Genomic DNA, 18,350 nt, shown 5'->3' on the forward strand with positions numbered 1-18,350 from the left:
GCCTTAACGTCGAAATAGCGTTTGCCGTCAAAGCGGTTGATCTCTGCCAAGCGCGGAACGGGCTGGCGTGTGATGAAATTGGCCAAGGGAACAAGCCCGCCAGAGGTGCGGACCTTGAGACTATCGAGCGTCGAGAGAACACGGTCTTTTTCGGGCAAGCGGACGCGGATCTCGATTTCCTCATCGGAGGAGGGGACCCGCATCGTATCCAGCAGCAGCCCGCGTGTGACCAGTTGTACCATCGCGCCCACCGTCGCCACGTCCGCGCCGAAACGGCCCGCCTTTTCGACGTCGACGGTAATCTCCCAGTCGATGCCGGGCAGGGGCAGGCTGTCTTCGATATCGATGACACCGGGGGTCGCGTTAAACTGGGCCAACGCGCTTTGGGTGGCCGTTTGAAGGGCGATGGGGTCATCGCCTGACAGCCGCAGGTGAATGGGCTTGCCGCTGGCAGGGCCGCGATCCTGTGATATTAAATCTGCCTTGATGCCCGGGATTGCTCGGACACGGGCCAGCAAATCCTCGGCGATCGTGTCGCCGTCAAACGCAGGGTCCACGATGGTTTTGTTGACCGTGTAGCCAATCAGCGGCAGGTCGAACCACGGGGCCGAGACGGTGGGGCGATCTTCCCACGGGATCATCTCAATGGAGATTTGGCCGATGGTATCACGGGGCGGAGCGGAGCCGCCGGTGTTCTGGTTCAGCCCCCCGTCGCCGGCGAAGGCAAAGGCCGATTGGATGCCTGAGGTCGCAAGAATTTCCGCCTCGGCGCGTTGCAGCAGCCGGTCTTTTTCATCGAGAGAGAGGTTTCCCCGCGCCCGCACGTAAACGATTGCGGCTTCGGTCTCGGACTCGACGAAAAACTCAACGCCGTTGTTGTTTTTTCCAAAGTAGCTGAAGGTTGAAACCACAAAAATGATCACAGCCATCACCGCAACGATTGGCATGACCGGGTTGCCGACGATGGCATGCATCAACGTGCCAAAGGGTGTCCGGCGATAGCCTTGCACCTTGCGCGCTTTGCGGGCGATTGTGACCGAACCAAGCGCCGTCGACATCAGCATCGCTGACGCCACGAACAACAGCGCGCCGGGCAGGGTGGCCAGAACTGCTGTTGTCTGGGGCGAAATTCCAAGGATGTAGCCGGGGTTGATGGTTTGCAGCGCAAAGGTGAACATCAGCCATCCGGCAAAGACGGTCAGGATCAGACGCGCCCAGTAGGGCAAGATGGCGCGCAGGACCGATGAGCCGCGGTCAAAAATGCGGCTAAGGCGCGCCGAGACCCCCCCGATCACGGGCAAATAGACCAAGGCCACCACAAGGCTGGCCGAGAGCACAAAGATCAACGTGACTGGCAGCATCCCCATGAATTCGCCAGGAACACCGGGCCAGAACAGCATCGGCAGGAACGCGCAAAGCGTCGTTGCAGTAGAAGAGACCACAGGCCAAAACATCCGTTTAGCCGCCTCGACAAAGGCCTGCATCGGGCCCTTGCCCTCTTGGATTTTCTTGTCGGCGTATTCCACCACCACGATTGCGCCGTCCACGAGCATACCAACCGCAAGGATCAGCCCGAACATCACGATGTTGGAAATCGCGATGCCCATGACCGCCAGAAGCGCAAAGCACAACAGGAACGAGGTCGGGATCGCAAAGCCCACCAGCAAAGCGGACCGCGTGCCCAGCGAGGCTAGAACTACGATCATCACCAATGCGATGGCCGTTAGGACGGAACCTTCGAGCTGTGAGATCATCGAACGCACCGTGCGCGACTGATCCAACGTGGCCGAGACGCTGACAGCGCGTTGTAATTCGGTGGGCCATTGTGCGACTTCGGCGTCGACGACCGCGCGCACTTCGGCGGCGGTATCCATGATGTTGAACCCCTTGCGCTTGATCACCTGCAGCGCAACCGTGGGCGCGCCGTTGTAGCGTGCGGTGCTGATGGGGTCTTCAAACGTGAGGTTAATTTGCGCCAGATCACCCAGCGTCACAACACGGTCACCATTGGTTTTGACCGGTAGGTTATAGACGTCTTCGGGGGCATCGAATGACGAAGGGATTTTGACCGGGAACGCGCCCTGATCGGTTTCTACCGCACCTGCGGGAACCAATAGGTTGTTGTTAGTCACAACGTTGATCAACTCACCGGCGGTGACGTTATAGGCCTCTAGGGCGAGGGGGTCGATAATGACCTCCAGCATTTCGTCGCGGTGCCCGGCAAGCCCCACCTCAAGAACCGCGCCCATGCCTTCCAGCTCGGTCTGAAGGTCTTGGGCCAGTCGCAGTAGCGTACGCTCGGGCACGGGGCCCGACAGGCTGACGACAAGGATCGGGAACTCCGAAAAGTTGATCTCGGAAATCTCGTATTGCTCTCCGCCCTCGGGGAATTCCGCCTCGGCTTGATTCATTTTATCGCGCACATCAGCGATGGTCGCGCTTTTGTCCCAGCCGAACTCGAACTCCAGAAATACGCCCGCAAAGCTTTCGGATGCGGTCGCGGTCATGCTTTGCAGGCCATCCAGCTCCTTGAGCTTGGTTTCCATCGGCTTGATCAGCAGCTTTTCGCTGTCGGTGGCCGAAATGCCGGGGAAGGGAACTGAGACAAAAACGCCCGGAATGTCGATATCCGGCTCACCCTCTTTGGGCAGACCCACATAGGCCAATGTGCCTGCCATGATCGACAGGATCACAAAGGCTATGACCATGCGCGCCCGTTCGGCGGCCCAATCGACGATGCCTGTCATTGGCTAAGTTCCTCAAAGCTGGGCACCACGCGCACGCCATCGGTCACGTATTCTTGGCCAATCAGGATCACATCTGCGGTCTCTGGTAGGCCGCCAACCCACACGCCGTTGACTGTATCGCGAATGACGGTGACGGCGGCGAATTGGGCGCGGCTTTCGGCGTCAATGATGCGTACGCCCAAAACACCGCGATCATTCAGCGTCAGTGCCGAGGCGGGCAAAAGGTGCGCCCGCATTCCGCCCCCAGTGATCACGATTTCGGCGGTTTGGCCGTCGCGCAAAGTCCAGTCGGGGTTCGGCACGGTGACTTCCACCCTAAAGGTACGGGTGGTTTCATCGGCTGAGCGCGCCAAGAACGTGACTTTGCCGCGCAAATCTTCGCCCGAGGCAAGCTGCGCGCCGGCATTTGCACCAACCTCAATCAGGCCAAGTTGGGTTTCGGGGACAAAGCCCACCAGTTTGATCGGGTCCAACTGGATGACCGTGGCGCAAGGGTCGCCCGGCTGCAAAAGCGATCCCAACTCGGCGCTGTCACTTTCCAACAGGCCAGAAAACGGCGCGCTGATTTCTAGTTTGCCGAGGTCATCTTGTGCGCGGTCCACGGTGGCTTCGGCGGCGCGAATACCAGCGCCCGCACTTTCGAGGCCTGATTTCGCGGCGCTGAGGGTCGCTTTGGCGGAACTGAGGGCAGCTTCTGCGTTTGCCACACGGGTGGCCGATGCAAAGCCGCCCTCGGACAGTTGACTGGCCGCGATTTGGTTGATTTCGGCTTCGTGAACGCGGGCTTCGGCCTCCGCCACGCGGGCGGCGGCTTCGGGAACGCGGGCGCGGGCCTCCGCCAAACGCGCCTCGGCCTCTGCCAATGTCGCGCCACGAGTGCCGGGATCAAGGCGGCACAGCAATGTGCCTTGGTCCACCTGCGCGCCTTTGCGCAGGGGTTCAGACACAACGGTACCGCCGGTTTCAGCACGCACGATGACATCGCGTGCCGCTTCGGTTTGACCACGCAGCAGAACAGCGTTTTCGATGTTTTGGGCGACAGAGGCCCGTGCCATCACGGCAATGCCATTCGTTTCTGCGATGCTAGAATTCGTTTGGGCGACCGTTTGTTGTGGTTGCGGTTCAGGCGCCTCGGGTGCCCCATCCGCATCGGTGTCTCGCCCGGCGAAATCAAACAGCACGTCCCGTTGGAGGACTGCAAAGAACAATATGACGGTTACAAGGACGGCTGTAACCAGCGGAAAGAATTTCATTTTGGGCTCCAACGTAGGCGTTATGGCACGACCCATGGGCTCAGGGTGCAGGCAAGTCCGCACTTTCTGAACCGGTCAGTTCAGGTTTATGCACAGTTGCCGTTTTTTGCAAGGTGTCGCGACGGATGCCTTTCGCCTTGGCATCCTTATGCCGGCTGGGCTAAATGCGAAGTGAGGATCGGGCGGCCTGATGGGTCGTCACGTGGCGTTTGGGGAGCAGATCATGTCCAATACAGACAGTTTTATCGAAGAAGTCACCGAAGAGGTGCGCCGCGACAAGCTGTTTGCGCTGATGCGTAAATGGGGCTGGCTTGCGGCTTTGATCATTTTTGGTCTTGTTGGCGGTGCTGCCTACAACGAATGGAGCAAGGCGCGCGCCCAAGCACAGGCGCAGGCCTTTGGCGACGCGGTTCTGGCCGGATTGGCTGCGGATGCAAACCCAACTCTGTTGCAGGAATTGCCCACCGCCGACGCAAACCAAGAGTTGGTTAAGACACTGCTGTTGGCCAGTGCTGGGGCGGTGGACGGTGCTGACCGGGCCGAAACGGCGGCGGCGCTGCAAGCTTTGGCTGAAACAGACGGCCTGCCGCAGCTGTATCGCCAGTTGGCCCTGCTGAAGGCGCAGATGTCCGGCGGCACCGGTGACGGAGCCCGCGATACGCGCATTCTCGAAGAATTGGCCACACCGGGCACACCGTTCCGCCCGCTGGCGATCGAACAACAGGCTTTGCGCCAGCTAGAGGCGGGCAATGCCTCCGGCGCGATTACGTTATTGCAGCAACTGCTAGAAGAGCCCGGCGCGACAGACACCTTGCGCCGCCGTGCTTTGCAAGTGATTGTTGCGCTTGGGGGCAACCCAACGCCTGCATAATGCAGCATCGGGGGTAACACCCGGGACCAAACCGCCGCGAGACGGCAAAGACGACGAACCGAGGGCACAGGCATGAAACACGTAGCGATCCTAGGGGTGGCCTTGGTGCTGATGTCGGCATGCTCACAGCGTGCGACGATCCTGCCGGGCACACGCGAACCAGTGCGCGCGGATACGGCCGTCACGCTGAGCCAAGAGGCCCTTGCGCAGGCACAAGCGATTACGCTTCCGGCGGCTCAAACCATTGATGCTTGGCCTGTGCGGACCGGTTCTGCCGCTGGGGTGATGCCCCACGCGGCTCTATCAGCCACACCAGAGCGCGTTTGGTCTGTTGGCATCGGCAAAGGCAATGGCCGCCGGACGCTTTTGACGGTTGATCCTGTCGCTGCGGAGGGTCGGATTTTCGCGATGGACGCTGAGGGGGCGGTCACGGCCGTGTCGGAAGCGGGCGATGTGTTGTGGCGCGCCGATCTGACCCCCGCGTATGAGCGTGATGGTGATGCGTCCGGTGGTGGGCTTGGGCTGCACGATGGTGTGTTGTACGCGACGACGGGCTTTGGCAATTTCCACGCCTTGGACCCTGCGACAGGGGCAGAGCAGTGGATGCAACGCCTTGATGCGCCTTTGACGTCCCCCACGTTTGGCGGCGGGTTTGCCTATATCGTCAGCCGCGATAGCCGGGCTTGGGCGATTGACCTAAGCGATGGCCGCATCCGCTGGGAACTGCCCGGGGCACCGGTTGTTGCAACGCTTGCGGGTGCGCCTGCGCCGGCGTTGACGGATCGTTTGGTAATTTTTCCACTCGGCTCGGGTGAGTTGATTGCCGCCCTGCGTCAGTCCGGCATTCGCGTCTGGGGCAGCACTGTTGCGGGCAATCGCCGAGGCGTGGCCTATAGCAACCTGTCGGACATTGCGTCTGACCCTGTGATCGCGGGCCGCACGCTTTTTGCGGGCACGCCAGCGGGCCGCATGGTGTCAATGGATGCGTTCTCGGGCGCGCGCAACTGGACAGCTACTGAGGGCGCGCTGAGCCCGGCACTGCCCGTCGCGGGTTCGGTGTATTTCGTGACCGACCGCAACCAACTGGTTCGCCTGGACGCGGAGACAGGCGCACAGATTTGGGCCGCTGACCTGCCGTTCTTTGCGGCCAACCGCCTGAACCGACGTAAAACTGTCTATGCCCATTTTGGTCCGATCCTTGCGGGCGGCCAGATTTGGTTGGCGGCCACCGACGGTGTTTTGCGCGGATTTGACCCCGAAACTGGGGTTGAAACCCATGCCAGCGACATTCCCGGCGGCGGCGCGTCCCGCCCGATTGTAATGAATGATACGCTCTATGTGCTGGGTGGCCGCGGGACTTTGCACGCCTACCGTTGAGATCGCCGCAGGAGTGGGGTAAGGGCGGGGTCTTATTCCTTCTGTGAGTCCATCATGTCTCTGACCCTCGCCATTGTCGGCCGCCCCAATGTGGGCAAATCGACCCTTTTTAACCGCCTTGTGGGCAAACGTCTTGCGTTGGTCGATGACCAGCCGGGGGTGACCCGCGACCTGCGTGAAGGCGAGGCGCGGCTCGGTGATTTGCGTTTCACCGTGATCGACACGGCGGGCCTAGAAGAAGCGACAGACGACAGCCTTCAGGGGCGGATGCGCCGCTTGACGGAACGCGCGGTTGAGATGGCCGATGTTGCGCTATTCGTGATTGACGCCCGTGTGGGTGTGTCGCCCGCCGACGAAGTGTTTGCGGATATCCTGCGCCGCAAAGGTGGCACCGTTTTGCTGGCCGCCAACAAGGCTGAGGGTCGTGCGGCTGAGGCCGGTTTGCTGGAGGCATATGCGCTTGGCCTCGGGGAGCCGTTGGCCCTGTCTGCCGAGCACGGTGAGGGGATGGCCGAGTTGGCCGGTATGCTGCGCCCCCTGATTGAGGCTGCCGAGGAAGCCGCCGAAGTCGATGAAACCGAGACGGACGTTGAGATTGATTGGGATATCGAGGACGGCGAAGAGCTGCCTGATTTCGCGCCAACCGTAAAGAAACCGTTAAAAATCACGGTTGTAGGGCGCCCGAACGCGGGTAAATCAACACTGATTAACAAAATCATCGGTGAAGAGCGTTTGCTGACAGGCCCCGAGGCAGGGATCACGCGCGATTCTATCGCGCTGCCCTTCGATTGGGACGGTGTTCCGATGCGGATTTTCGACACCGCTGGTATGCGCAAGCGCGCCAAGGTTGTGGAAAAGCTCGAAAAACTATCGGTGTCTGATGGGCTGCGCGCAGTCAAGTTCGCTGAGGTGGTGGTTGTTCTGTTGGATGCAGAAATACCGTTTGAACAACAGGACTTGCGGATCGCCGATTTGGCCGAACGTGAGGGCCGCGCCGTTGTCGTGGCCGTCAACAAATGGGACATTGAGCCGAACAAACAAGAAAAGCTGCGTGATCTGAGAGAGCAATTTGAGCGTCTCTTGCCGCAGCTGCGGGGCGCACCGCTCGTGACCGTGTCGGCCAAGACGGGACGTGGTTTGGACCGGCTGCAACAAGCCATCATGAAGGCGCATTCGGTTTGGAACCGCCGTGTCAGCACATCACAATTGAACCGCTGGCTCACAGGCATGGTCGAGGCGCATCCGCCCCCCGCACCACAGGGAAAACGTATTAAACTCCGCTACATGACCCAAGCAAAGACCCGGCCACCGGGATTTGTGGTGATGTGCTCGCACCCTGATAAAATGCCGGCGAGTTACACCCGTTATCTTGTCAACGGTTTGCGGGAGGATTTTGATATGCCCGGCACGCCTGTGCGTTTGTTCCTGCGCTCGCAGTCGGACGCTAACCCCTTCAAAGGGAAGACAAGATCCACACCGTCGCGTCTGCGCAAGCACCTTGGAAAAGGCCGCGCTGACGAAAGATAGGCCTCTGTGGGGTCGGGCAGTTGAGTAACCTTGGTAAAGAAGAAAATTGCCTGACTTAGAGGTTCATTAAGCATGAGGGGCTAAGCCTGTCGCAGTGATTACCACCGCGGCTGAGGGAGCCCCTATGCGTGCCTTTCTACTTATTGGATGTGTATTGCTGCTGACCTGGCCTGAGCAGGCAGCGGCGTATTTGATCCAGCCGGACACTGGCGCAGGCTGGCAGGTGCCCGATCCTGGTGCGCGTACCGCGAAACGTGGCCGTGCCGAGATAATCCGCAAGGGACGGGGTACTGATTTCAAACCGGCCGTTCATCATTCGATAAAGCACTACAGAAAACTGACCACAGGCGATGATCGTTTAGATGTTGGCAAATGGGGGTTGGAAAAGGGTCTCGTCTTTTCGGACAGTGCCCGTACACAGGTATCCCTGATCGGTCAGATCCAACTATTACCGCCAATGCCCGGACCGTTTGCGGAGCCATCGCCGTGGAATTTTGGGGTGGTGCGGGTCATCGCGGCGGTGGTCGTGGGCGCATTGGGCTTAACCACGATTGGGCTGCTTGCCGCGCAGAAACCCTTTCGCCCTCGCCGCCGAAAACGCGGGCCATATACACGGCCCGCGCATAGTTCATACGCTAGGCGTTGGCTTCGCGGATCTTGTCCGCAGCCTCTTTGTTGAACGTCACGCCGTTTTCTTCCAGCATGCTGTCCAATTCACCCGACAGCGTCATCTCGGTGATGATGTCACATCCGCCCACAAACTCGCCTTTGACATAGAGTTGTGGGATCGTCGGCCAGTCAGAATAGTCCTTGATGCCTTGGCGGATGTCTTCGTCCGCAAGCACGTTCACATCGGTGTATTCAAGGCCCATAAAGTTGAGCACACCGGCCACACGGCTGGAAAAACCGCACTGAGGCATGGATTTTGTGCCCTTCATGAACAGCACAACGTCACTGTTTTTGACCAGTTCTTCGATCTTGGTGTTGGTGTCAGACATCAGTCGTTCCTCTCATTTGGTCCGCTTTGGGACGCATCCTTTGGCACAAAGGCCTTTGCATATTCCTGCGGGTCTTTTGGGACCCGGATTGTCGTCGAATGGCCACCACCGCCGCCACCCGAAGCGTAATTCACGTCGATCAAGGTATCGCCTTGGCCCGGATCAATCCCGCGCTGCGACTTGTGTTCCGTGCGCACAGCTTGCACGGCGCGGGCGGCCAGTAGGACCAGCACGAGCACGCTCATGCCTGCCAGAAGGCCGCCAAGCGTCATTCCGGTGCTTTTGTGGTTAACGCCAGCGCATGCAGCTCCCCGGAGGGGCCATCCATTTTGCCCTTTAGGGCGGCATACACAGCGCGCTGTTGTTGAACGCGATTTTTGCCCTTGAAGGAGGCATCGACGACCATGGCTGCCATATGCACGCCGTCGTCGCCCTGCACCTCAATCGTGGCATCGGGAAAACTCTCTCGCAGGAGGCTTTCGATTTCATGGGCTTGCATGGGCATGTGCGGTCTCCGGATGTTGCCTGCCCTAGATGTAGATGGGCAAGCGCGGCCCCGCAAGGGGATCGGGCGCGACTTCCGGGTCAAGTAAGACAGGTTATCGTGGAAAAACGGTATGCCCCAATCCGGATGGTGGATCGGACGACCTGCAATCTCTGATCGAGTAGGGCGCACCAAGGAGCGGCGCGCCCGATTGTGATGTGCTAGGCGAAAGTGGCCGCGAATGTGGTGCGATACACCTCAGCCAACTCGGCCAGTGGGACGCTGGTACCACCGAGCGTGACGTCGCTGCCTGCAAAGCGGCCTACGGTCGTGAGCGGTACACCTGTTTGAGCCGCGGCAACCATCAAGGCCTCCGCCTTGTCAAAGGAACATGCGATCAGATATCGGGCTTGGTCTTCGCCGAACAATGTTGGCGTATCGCTTGCATCCAAGGTCACGCCGACGCCGCTGGCTTCTGCCAATTCAAATGCTGCCATCGCAAGGCCACCATCCGACAAATCGGTACATGCATTGATGTTGGCTGCATTGTCGAGAATGAACTGACCATTGCGCGCCTCAGCCTCAAGGTCGACGTGGGGTGCATCGCCATCTTCGCGGTTAAACACCTCCGCCAAGAGAGCGGATTGCCCCAAATGGCCCGTGGTTTCACCGACCAAGATCGCCATATGTCCTTCGCGGACATCGCCAAGGATGGCGTCGTCGAGTGAGTTGAGCAGCCCCACGGCGCCGATGGTTGGCGTGGGCAAAATGCCCTGACCGTCAGTTTCATTGTAGAGCGACACGTTGCCCGAAACGATAGGCATGTCGAGCGCGGCGCAGGCTGCACCGATCCCTTTGATGGCACCTACGAATTGGCCCATGATCTCTGGCTTTTCGGGATTTCCGAAGTTCAGGTTATCGGTGCTGGCCAACGGCTTTGCACCCTTTGACACGAGGTTCCGATAGGCTTCGGCGACGGCTTGTTTGCCGCCTTCTTCGGGGTTGGCTTTGACGTAGCGCGGCGTCACGTCAGAGGTGAATGCCAGCGCCTTGTCGGTGCCATGCACCCGGATCACGCCTGCACCCGTGCCGGGAAGGCAGGCGCTGTCGGCCATGACCATCGTGTCATATTGCTCAAACACCCAGTTGCGGGCGCAGTAGTTTGGCGATGCCAAAAGCGCCTTTAGCCCATCAATTGGATCAATCCCCGGCACATCTTCAAGCGGCTCAGCAGCCGGCGTGGGCACCCAAGGACGGTCGTATTCAGGGGCCGAGGATGCCAGTTTTGATAGTGGTAGATCGGCCTTTGTTTCACCGTTGTGCATGATCAAAAAACGATCTTCGGCGATAGTTTCACCCACGATTGCAAAGTCGAGGTCCCATTTGTCGAACACCGCTTTCGCCTCGGCTTCAAGCTCAGGCTTGAGGACCATAAGCATCCGCTCTTGGCTCTCGGACAGCATCATTTCGTAGGCTGTCATCGCGTTTTCACGTACGGGTACGCGCTCGAGGTCGAGGCGGACGCCAAGCCCACCCTTATCGCCCATTTCTACGGCCGAGCAGGTCAGGCCCGCGGCACCCATATCTTGGATCGAGATCACGGCACCTGTGGCCATCAATTCCAGCGTGGCTTCCATCAGGCGTTTTTCGGTGAAGGGGTCGCCGACCTGAACCGTTGGGCGCTTTTCTTCGATCGTGTCGTCGAATTCAGCCGAAGCCATCGTTGCCCCGCCAACACCGTCACGACCGGTTTTCGCGCCCAGATATACGACAGGCATCCCAACGCCGGAGGCGGCCGAATAAAAAATCTTGTCCGCATCCGCGAGGCCCGCGGCAAAGGCGTTTACAAGGCAGTTGCCGTTGTAGGCCGCGTGGAACCGGACTTCGCCGCCTACGGTGGGGACGCCAAAGCAGTTGCCGTAGCCGCCGACACCTTCGACGACGCCGTGAACCAATTGGCGGGTTTTGTGGTGCGCCGGTTCCCCGAACGACAGGGCATTCATCGCAGCAATGGGGCGCGCGCCCATTGTGAACACATCACGTAGAATGCCGCCAACGCCGGTCGCGGCCCCCTGATAGGGTTCGATGTAAGAGGGGTGGTTGTGGCTTTCCATTTTAAAAACAACGGCCTGACCATCGCCGATATCAACGATGCCAGCGTTTTCGCCGGGGCCGCAAATCACTTGGGGGCCTTCGGTGGGCAGGGTGCGAAGCCATTTCTTGGACGACTTGTAGGAGCAATGCTCGTTCCACATCGCTGAGAAAATGCCCAGTTCGGTGAATGTCGGCGCACGGCCGATGATGTCCAGGATGCTGTCGTATTCGTCGGGCGTAAGGCCGTGGGCTGCGATCAGGTCTGGGGTGATGGCTGGCTCTTGCATGTCGGCTCCCGCGTCTGTGTGGCCGCCTTCTAAACCGCGCGTGGCCCGAGGGAAAGGGGCAAGCGCACCTAGCCCCTAAAGTGCGCGCAGAACAGGTTCCAAATCGCCATAGCCCGTAAATCGTCGCTCAAACCGAAGCCCAAGGCGATCGGCGCAGATTTGCGCCTTTTTTGTCAGCTCAGGATCGTCAGTTTGAGCCTGATACACAAGCGTTTCATAGTGCGCGAAATACATATCGCGCAGCTCGGGGTGCCGGTCGAGGCCGAGAGGTTTGGTCACAAAAGCGTCGAATTGGCGCACAAGAAAATCCGTCAGATAGAAGGCCGTGAACTCTTCGCGCGCGGCAAAGGCGGCATTGCCTTCGAAAAAGCTATAGCAATGGGGCCCCTCGATCATCTCGACCCCCAGTTCGGCGCAGGCTTTTTGCAGCATCCCGCCGGTGCCGCAATCCGCGTAGACGACCAAGATCTTTTCGTACCCGGCCCGATGCTTTTCTACGGCTATCCGCACGGCTTCGGGGATGCGGTCTGGCGTGTTGTGTAGGATCGCGGGCAGGCAATGCAGATCCATATGATCCCAACCGTTGGCATCGCGCAGGTCGATCAGTTCACGCGCCAGCGCACCGCACGCCAGCAGCAGAATACGGCCTGCGCCCTTAGCGGCCAGCCCGCGATCGGTCAGTGCATCATCGTCTAACGCCATTTGAGCGAACATCCCATTGAAGCGATTTGGTCCCGTGGCCCGGTGCCGGTTTTCGCGATTTGAAGCATGGCGTCGCGCAGTTCCGCACGTCGAGGCGCAGTTGCCCTATGGTCGCAATCGTCCAGCCGTCCGCGGTACTGCAATGCGCCGCTCGCATTGAAGCCAAAGAAATCGGGTGTGCAGACTGCCCCGAACGCGCGCGCAACGGATTGATCCGTATCCACGAGGTAAGGAAATTCGAAGCCATGGGTTTCGGCGAAAGCCGTCATCTTGTCCGGGGCGTCGGCAGGGTAGGTGGCATAATCATTCGACATGATCGCCGCGACACCCACGCCCTGAGCTTTAAGTGCGTTCAGGTCCGACGCGAGCCGGTCGGCGATGCGGATAACATAGGGGCAATGATTGCAGATGAACGCGACCAGTAGTCCGCCGGGGCCTATAAGGTCCCGGCTGTCATAAAGTGTGCCACTTGGATCGCTGAGCGAAAAGCGGGGGGCAGGCCAGCCAAAGTCGCAGACAGGTGTATCTGCCAGCGCCATTGCGCCTTAGCCTGCTGCCATTTGGTTGTGCTTGCGCGCGACCCATTCCTTGGCGGTTTCCACAGCAACGGCCGCATCGCGGCAGTATGCGTCGGCGCCGATGGCCTTGCCGAATTCCTCATTCAGAGGCGCCCCACCCACGAGAACAATATAATCATCACGGATTTGCTTTTCGACCATCGTGTCGATGACAACCTTCATGTAGGGCATCGTGGTGGTCAGCAGGGCAGACATGCCGAGGATATCAGGCTTTTCGGCTTCAAGAGCCTCAAGGTAGGTTTCAACAGCGTTGTTGATGCCGAGATCGACAACCTCAAAACCAGCGCCTTCCATCATCATGGAGACGAGGTTTTTGCCGATGTCGTGAATGTCGCCTTTGACGGTGCCGATGACCATCTTGCCAACGCGCGGCGCGCCAGTTTCGGCCAGCAGCGGCTTAAGGATGAACATCCCACCCTTCATCGCGTTTGCAGCCAACAAAACTTCGGGCACGAACAGAATACCGTCGCGGAAATCGTTTCCGACAACCGTCATGCCGCCGACCAACGCCTCGGTCAGAATGCGGTAAGGGGCCCATCCCCGTTCCAGCAGGATTTCAACGGCTTCCTCAATCTCTTCTTTCAGGCCGTCATACAGGTCGTCGTACATCTGTTGGACGAGTTCATTGTCATCCAGTTCACTCAGGATGATGTCATCTTCTTGTTCAGACATGGCGCGGTCTCCCCCTAGCGCGATTGGGTCGTGTTCGGTGTGCCGGAGTGTCGCAGAAACGACGCTCTCGTTTGCGACATTGCCCGTTCTCGCACCGACGCTTTCGGTCATTTTGGTATGTATTTTATGATTTTCGCTACGCCAGTCTAGGCGCGGCGGCGACGCTTTGTGATGCGCGGCTGGGGCGTTGTATCTGCGTTGGTGCCATCGCTGTCGGATGAAAAACCACCCAATGCGCGCGCGATCGCTTCCATATCTGGTGCGTCGCTTTTGGGCTGTGTTTCAAGTGCTTGGCGCATGGCGCGCAGGTGGTCGGGCATGGTTCCGCAGCACCCCCCGATGATGCGTGCACCGCTGTCACGTGCCATGGTTGCATAGGTGGCCATCACTTCGGGCGTGCCGTCGTAGTGGATATGGCCATCGTGGTATTTGGGGATGCCTGCATTGCCTTTCGCGATAATCGGGCGTGCCGTGCCTGTGGCGGTAAACCCTTGGACGGTGCGCAACAGGTCCGAAGCACCAACCCCACAATTCGCGCCAAATGCCACGGGTGGATGGCCCAACTTCTCGACCATTGCGGCCATTGCATTCGAAGTCATGCCCATCATCGTGCGCCCGGCGGTGTCAAAGCTCATGGTGCCGCACCACGGCATGTTCGCCAGTTTTGCGGCTTCCGCAGCGGCGGCATATTCTTCGGGGGCTGAGATCGTCTCAACCCACAGGACATCTGCGCCGCCTTCTTTCAGGCCCTCTGCCTGCTCATGAAACATCTCAACCGCGTCCGCGTGTGTGAGAGGGCCGAGGGGCGCCATGATTTCGCCCGTGGGCCCCATGGAACCCGCCACAATAACTGTTCGCCCCGAGGCGTCCGCGATTTCACGGCCAATTTCTGCGGCGATACGCGACAGTTCGCGCGCACGGTCCCCTGCATCATGCAATTTGAGCCGCGCCCGATTTCCACCGAACGAGTTGGTCAAAAAGATATCCGACCCAGCATCGACCGCACCGCGATATAGTGTGCGGATGTTGTCGGGGTGTGTTTCGTTCCACAATTCGGGCGAGTCGCCCGATTGCAGCCCCATGTTGAATAGGTTGGTGCCGGTCGCACCATCCGCCAAAAGCCAATCGCGTTCGGACAATAGGGTGGTGAAGGCATTGCGGTCAGTCATGGGGCGGTCTTTCTAAAAACGTCGACGTTGCGCGTGCCTGCCACGCAGCACATCATGCATCAAGCGCATATTGTGCATGATTATCATGAGGTGTGTTGTGGTTTAGCGCGCTGCTGGCATTTGGCGGGCTTGGGCCGCGGGCCGCAAAGCCTTACCGATCTCAAAACATCCAAGCAGCAAGCCGCCGGGACCTTTGACCATCAAGTACCGAGGCGTCCATACCGGCGCAAAGCTGTTTTTGAATTGCAGCAAGCCGCGCGCGCCGGGCGTCCGATTGTGCGCCCAGTTAAAAATGTGGGCCGCGATACCCTTTGCCGCAGGCGCATGAAACGGCACGCAATCAAGCGAAAGTTGGGGAACATTCTGATCCGCGGCATCGGCTATGGCAGCGCAAATCAGCGCGTGCATGGTGCCATCGGGACAGGTTTTTGTGTGTCGCACAAGGTCTAGCATCCAGCCCATTTCAGTCACATGAAAGCTGACGAAGGCGATCAAAGCCCCGTTGTGGTATGCGGTATAAACACGTTGTGCGCGCAGCAGTTCGGGGGTGAAGCGCCCCATAGATAGCCCGCGTTCCCCGCCATGATCTGCGGCCCAGCCGTGGGCGACAGTCGCCATGTCCTGCAGGGGCAAGGTTTGGGCGTGGGTGATGACAACATGCGCCTTTACGGCATGGCGCAGCTTGCGGCGAAGCTGACGGTGGCTTGGCCCCGAAAGATCAAACGAAGCTGGTGAAACAATCGCCTCAGCCCCAAGGGGCAGCTGCCACCATCCGGATGATCGCAGCTGGGATGCCAAAGCTTGGGGCGCTTTGTAAACAACCGCTGGCACGCCTGCATCGCGGGAAGCCACATCAAGTGCCGCATCCATCTGCGTGCGATTGGCCCCAAAGGGCGCGCCAATCGCGACCAGCGCTTGATTGCCGCGATGCACAAGCCAATGACCCGTGGTGTCTGCGTTAGAAATGGCTTCGCGGCCGGGTTCAAACAGCAAAGCAGAGAGGGGATCGGGCGCGTTGCGGATGGTTGCCCTATTCGGTGGAGTGCCCGTCGTGCTGAGCCCGTGGCTCAGCACGCGCGGTATATCAAGTTGGGCAAGCGCCTTGTCTGCGGGCCATAGAACATGACCCGCCGCGAGCATTGCGGGCAGGACATAATACGTTAAGCGAAAGCCGACGATGGCGGCCAAGACGGCGGGGGTGGCTTCGGGCGGGGTCATACTGAGCAAGGTCAGCTCAAACGCGCCGAACCCACCGGGTGTGCCGGACATTATCCCGCATCCAAGGGCCAACAAAAACGCGGGGATCAACAGGGCGAACGACAGATCGACGTCGGACGGCAACAAGACATAGAGCGCGCCCGCCGCTGCAATCGTGTCAATCGCGGCCCAAAGCACCAAAGCCAAAAGCGTTGGCAGTCCCGGTATGGCCACCTGGCGGCCAAATACTTGGAGCCGTGGGTAGAACAAAGATGTAGCACATAGAATCAACGCCAGCGGGACTATGATCCAGCCGATCCACGCCACATCACCCGCGAGCGTGGGCAAGGTCGCAAAGGCGATTAAAGTCGTTATCGCCCAGCCAAACAAAAAGCCCCCGGTGACAAGGCCGGTAATCGACATCGCCCGGCCTGGTTGCGCGTGTTCGGACCCGCCGGACCGCAACAATCGCCAGCGCACCAACGACCCGGTTACAATGCCAAGGCCCAACATTTGCGCCAATGCGGTGGCCGATGCGCCTGCCGCTAGGACGCGGCCGCGGGGCAGGCCCGTGCCCAACAGGCGGTGCGCGATGAGGTCATATTGGGCCACTGCGCGAAAGCTGATCACGGTTAGGGCCATTGAGGTCGCCCATGCCAGTGGGCTGATCTGCGCCAAGGCATCACGCACCTGCGTGAGGTCAAAATCGGCCAGCTTCTGCGTCAGCAGCAGTACCATTACGCCGCCAATGATCAGCGGCAGACTCTGTTTCAAGCTTAGCGAAAGGCGCGGTCGCGTATGGGTCCGGGCGGCCGGTGCCGCCTGTGTCGTTCGGGGATGTGCCATACAGTCTGTCTCCGCCCAAAGCCCGTCAACCGGTGCGTGGGATATCAAAAGCCCCGTCATCGGGAAGGGCGTGCGGGCATTCGCGCGTCTGGAGCCGCAAAGCGGCAACATCAGTGTGGCGCGAGGAAAGTCGTGGCGGATTCTCCGCCGACCGATCGCACAACCACTGCAATGGGTGAGTGTGAAACAGTGATTTGCCAAACCCACCGTCGAAAGTGGGCTGGCCAATGATCGGTTTCACTGTGCTAGCAGCAGGGGCCTACTAATTCGTTAATTTTCGCAGGCACCTGAGCCGTTTTTTAGGCGTCTTTCATGATTTGGGCTTTTGCCTCGGCCAGACACTCGGCCATTTTGGCGCGAATGGTTGCCTCATCGGCTTTGCCATCCAGATCACCCGCCACCTTGCGATAGACGTCTTCGTGGCCGGCTTCTTCAAAGTCGGACTTCACGACTTCCTGGGCATAGGTCTCGGCGGCGGCGCCTTCGAGGCCCATCAAACCTGCGGCCCACAGGCCCAGCAGCTTGTTGCGCCGTGCGTCCGCCTTGAACTGCATTTCAGCATCATGGGCGAACTTGTTTTCAAAGGCGTTTTCGCGATCATCAAACGTGGTCATGGTGAACTCCTGGCTCTATCCCCATATTTCTTATCTTAATATGGGCGTAACCCCCGGTACATTGCAAGCGCGCCGCATGCCGCAGGTGCGCCATAGATGCCGCGCACGCGGGCAAAGCCTTGCGGTAGCCAAGCGCATGGCGTAAGCGGTGCGCACATAATCCCGGAGGCCACCATGGCACGTCGCAAGCTCATCTACGAAGGCAAAGCCAAGATCCTGTACGAGGGTCCGGAGCCGGGAACGCTGGTTCAGTATTTCAAGGATGACGCCACCGCGTTCAACGCCGAGAAAAAGGCAGTGATCGAGGGCAAGGGGGTTTTGAACAACCGCCTGAGCGAATTTTTTATGACCGGGCTCATGCAGATTGGGGTGCCGACGCACTTCATCAAACGTCTCAACATGCGCGAGCAGCTGATCCGTCAGGTGGAAATCATCCCGCTTGAAGTCATCGTGCGCAACTTTGCGGCTGGCACAATCGCCAAGCGCCTTGGCCTAGAAGAAGGCACGCCGCTGCCGCGTCCGATCATTGAGTTCTGCTACAAGGACGACGCGTTGGGCGATCCGCTGGTCTCTGAGGAGCATATCGCAGCCTTTGGTTGGGCCTCGCAGCAGGACTTGGACGACATGGTCAGCATGGCCCTGCGCGTGAATGACTTTATGTCGGGCCTTATGTTGGCTGTTGGCATCCGGCTGGTGGATTTCAAAATCGAGATTGGTCGCGCTTGGGACAACGATTTCATGCGCTTGATCTTGGCGGACGAAATCTCACCCGATAGCTGTCGCTTGTGGGACATCGAGACGGGCCAAAAGCTCGACAAAGATGTGTTCCGCCGTGACCTTGGCGATTTGGCTGATGCCTACACCGAAGTGGCGCGCCGGTTGGGCGTGCTGCCCACCAATGCGCCTGCGCCCAGCAAGCCTACGCTCATCAATT

At 59.5% G+C, this 18,350-nt stretch carries 16 protein-coding genes; 4 read left to right on the plus strand and 12 right to left on the minus strand.

Features of this window, described 5'->3' with window-relative positions; all coding sequences use genetic code 11:
- Both AC4GMC_RS11510 and AC4GMC_RS11515 read right to left on the minus strand, forming a co-directional pair.
- The coding region (locus AC4GMC_RS11510; RefSeq protein ID WP_490391454.1) for an efflux RND transporter permease subunit at positions 1–2,747 on the minus strand (2,747 nt) is incomplete at its 3' end.
- The gene (locus AC4GMC_RS11515) at positions 2,744–4,000 is read right to left on the minus strand and encodes an efflux RND transporter periplasmic adaptor subunit (protein WP_487878781.1); all 1,257 of its coding nucleotides are present in this window, start codon (positions 3,998–4,000) and stop codon (positions 2,744–2,746) included. The genes AC4GMC_RS11510 and AC4GMC_RS11515, both read right to left, overlap by 4 nt.
- Before the next feature lie 223 nt (positions 4,001–4,223).
- Between AC4GMC_RS11515 and AC4GMC_RS11520 the strand changes: the two genes are divergently transcribed.
- The 3 genes from AC4GMC_RS11520 to der all read left to right on the plus strand — a co-directional run bounded on the left by AC4GMC_RS11520 (position 4,224) and on the right by der (position 7,775).
- On the plus strand, positions 4,224–4,871 hold the full coding sequence (locus AC4GMC_RS11520) for a hypothetical protein (protein WP_487879039.1): 648 nt from the start codon (positions 4,224–4,226) through the stop codon (positions 4,869–4,871).
- Between the two features lie 72 nt (positions 4,872–4,943).
- Complete coding sequence (locus tag AC4GMC_RS11525) at positions 4,944–6,248, plus strand: PQQ-like beta-propeller repeat protein (protein WP_487879040.1); 1,305 nt, start codon at positions 4,944–4,946, stop codon at positions 6,246–6,248.
- A 54-nt stretch (positions 6,249–6,302) separates the two neighbouring features.
- Entirely contained in the window at positions 6,303–7,775 is a 1,473-nt protein-coding gene (gene der, locus AC4GMC_RS11530) for a ribosome biogenesis GTPase Der (protein WP_038006487.1), read from the plus strand.
- A gap of 635 nt (positions 7,776–8,410) precedes the next feature.
- Here the strand turns inward: der and grxD are convergent.
- From grxD to AC4GMC_RS11580, 10 genes are all read right to left on the minus strand, one after another.
- Positions 8,411–8,773: a Grx4 family monothiol glutaredoxin gene (gene grxD / locus AC4GMC_RS11535; protein WP_487878476.1), complete on the minus strand. Its 363-nt coding sequence runs from the start codon at positions 8,771–8,773 to the stop codon at positions 8,411–8,413.
- On the minus strand, positions 8,773–9,045 hold the full coding sequence (locus AC4GMC_RS11540; protein ID WP_487878244.1) for a hypothetical protein: 273 nt from the start codon (positions 9,043–9,045) through the stop codon (positions 8,773–8,775). Before AC4GMC_RS11540 ends, grxD begins: the two co-directional genes overlap by 1 nt.
- Positions 9,042–9,278: a BolA family protein gene (locus AC4GMC_RS11545; protein ID WP_058123364.1), complete on the minus strand. Its 237-nt coding sequence runs from the start codon at positions 9,276–9,278 to the stop codon at positions 9,042–9,044. The genes AC4GMC_RS11540 and AC4GMC_RS11545 overlap by 4 nt, the downstream gene beginning before the upstream one ends.
- A 200-nt stretch (positions 9,279–9,478) precedes the next feature.
- Positions 9,479–11,638, minus strand: a complete 2,160-nt coding sequence (purL, locus tag AC4GMC_RS11550) for a phosphoribosylformylglycinamidine synthase subunit PurL (protein WP_487878243.1) — start codon at positions 11,636–11,638, stop codon at positions 9,479–9,481.
- Positions 11,639–11,713: 75 nt separating this feature from the next.
- Complete coding sequence (locus AC4GMC_RS11555) at positions 11,714–12,340, minus strand: DUF1638 domain-containing protein (protein WP_487878242.1); 627 nt, start codon at positions 12,338–12,340, stop codon at positions 11,714–11,716.
- Positions 12,331–12,879, minus strand: a complete 549-nt coding sequence (locus AC4GMC_RS11560; RefSeq protein WP_487878241.1) for a thioredoxin family protein — start codon at positions 12,877–12,879, stop codon at positions 12,331–12,333. The genes AC4GMC_RS11555 and AC4GMC_RS11560 overlap by 10 nt, the downstream gene beginning before the upstream one ends.
- Positions 12,880–12,885: 6 nt before the next feature.
- Positions 12,886–13,590 carry a corrinoid protein gene (locus tag AC4GMC_RS11565; protein WP_058123469.1) on the minus strand — a complete coding sequence of 235 codons (705 nt, stop codon included), beginning with the start codon at positions 13,588–13,590 and terminating at the stop codon, positions 12,886–12,888.
- 146 nt (positions 13,591–13,736) lie between these two features.
- Entirely contained in the window at positions 13,737–14,759 is a 1,023-nt protein-coding gene (gene bmt, locus AC4GMC_RS11570) for a betaine--homocysteine S-methyltransferase (protein ID WP_487878305.1), read from the minus strand.
- A 102-nt stretch (positions 14,760–14,861) separates the two neighbouring features.
- Positions 14,862–16,802, minus strand: coding sequence for a phosphatidylglycerol lysyltransferase domain-containing protein (locus AC4GMC_RS11575; protein WP_487878304.1), 1,941 nt, complete (start codon positions 16,800–16,802; stop codon positions 14,862–14,864).
- A 299-nt stretch (positions 16,803–17,101) separates the two neighbouring features.
- Positions 17,102–17,416, minus strand: a complete 315-nt coding sequence (locus AC4GMC_RS11580; protein WP_487878303.1) for a DUF1476 domain-containing protein — start codon at positions 17,414–17,416, stop codon at positions 17,102–17,104.
- Between the two features lie 174 nt (positions 17,417–17,590).
- Between AC4GMC_RS11580 and purC the strand changes: the two genes are divergently transcribed.
- Positions 17,591–18,350: phosphoribosylaminoimidazolesuccinocarboxamide synthase (gene purC, locus AC4GMC_RS11585; protein ID WP_038006496.1), on the plus strand; the 760-nt coding region annotated here is incomplete at its 3' end.

It is taken from the genome of Thalassobacter sp., assembly GCF_982993085.1.

Excerpts from the sequence above, each read along its gene's own strand:
- AC4GMC_RS11520 (WP_487879039.1), top strand. The coding sequence starts at position 4,224 with ATGTCCAATACAGACAGTTTTATCGAAGAAGTCACCGAAGAGGTGCGC.
- AC4GMC_RS11540 (WP_487878244.1), bottom strand. The coding sequence starts at position 9,045 with ATGACGCTTGGCGGCCTTCTGGCAGGCATGAGCGTGCTCGTGCTGGTC.
- AC4GMC_RS11560 (WP_487878241.1), bottom strand. The coding sequence starts at position 12,879 with ATGGCGCTGGCAGATACACCTGTCTGCGACTTTGGCTGGCCTGCCCCC.
- der (WP_038006487.1), top strand. The coding sequence starts at position 6,303 with ATGTCTCTGACCCTCGCCATTGTCGGCCGCCCCAATGTGGGCAAATCG.
- AC4GMC_RS11580 (WP_487878303.1), bottom strand. The coding sequence starts at position 17,416 with ATGACCACGTTTGATGATCGCGAAAACGCCTTTGAAAACAAGTTCGCC.
- grxD (WP_487878476.1), bottom strand. The coding sequence starts at position 8,773 with ATGTCTGACACCAACACCAAGATCGAAGAACTGGTCAAAAACAGTGAC.
- AC4GMC_RS11525 (WP_487879040.1), top strand. The coding sequence starts at position 4,944 with ATGAAACACGTAGCGATCCTAGGGGTGGCCTTGGTGCTGATGTCGGCA.
- purL (WP_487878243.1), bottom strand. The coding sequence starts at position 11,638 with ATGCAAGAGCCAGCCATCACCCCAGACCTGATCGCAGCCCACGGCCTT.
- AC4GMC_RS11545 (WP_058123364.1), bottom strand. The coding sequence starts at position 9,278 with ATGCCCATGCAAGCCCATGAAATCGAAAGCCTCCTGCGAGAGAGTTTT.
- AC4GMC_RS11515 (WP_487878781.1), bottom strand. The coding sequence starts at position 4,000 with ATGAAATTCTTTCCGCTGGTTACAGCCGTCCTTGTAACCGTCATATTG.
- AC4GMC_RS11555 (WP_487878242.1), bottom strand. The coding sequence starts at position 12,340 with ATGGCGTTAGACGATGATGCACTGACCGATCGCGGGCTGGCCGCTAAG.
- bmt (WP_487878305.1), bottom strand. The coding sequence starts at position 14,759 with ATGACTGACCGCAATGCCTTCACCACCCTATTGTCCGAACGCGATTGG.
- AC4GMC_RS11565 (WP_058123469.1), bottom strand. The coding sequence starts at position 13,590 with ATGTCTGAACAAGAAGATGACATCATCCTGAGTGAACTGGATGACAAT.
- AC4GMC_RS11575 (WP_487878304.1), bottom strand. The coding sequence starts at position 16,802 with ATGGCACATCCCCGAACGACACAGGCGGCACCGGCCGCCCGGACCCAT.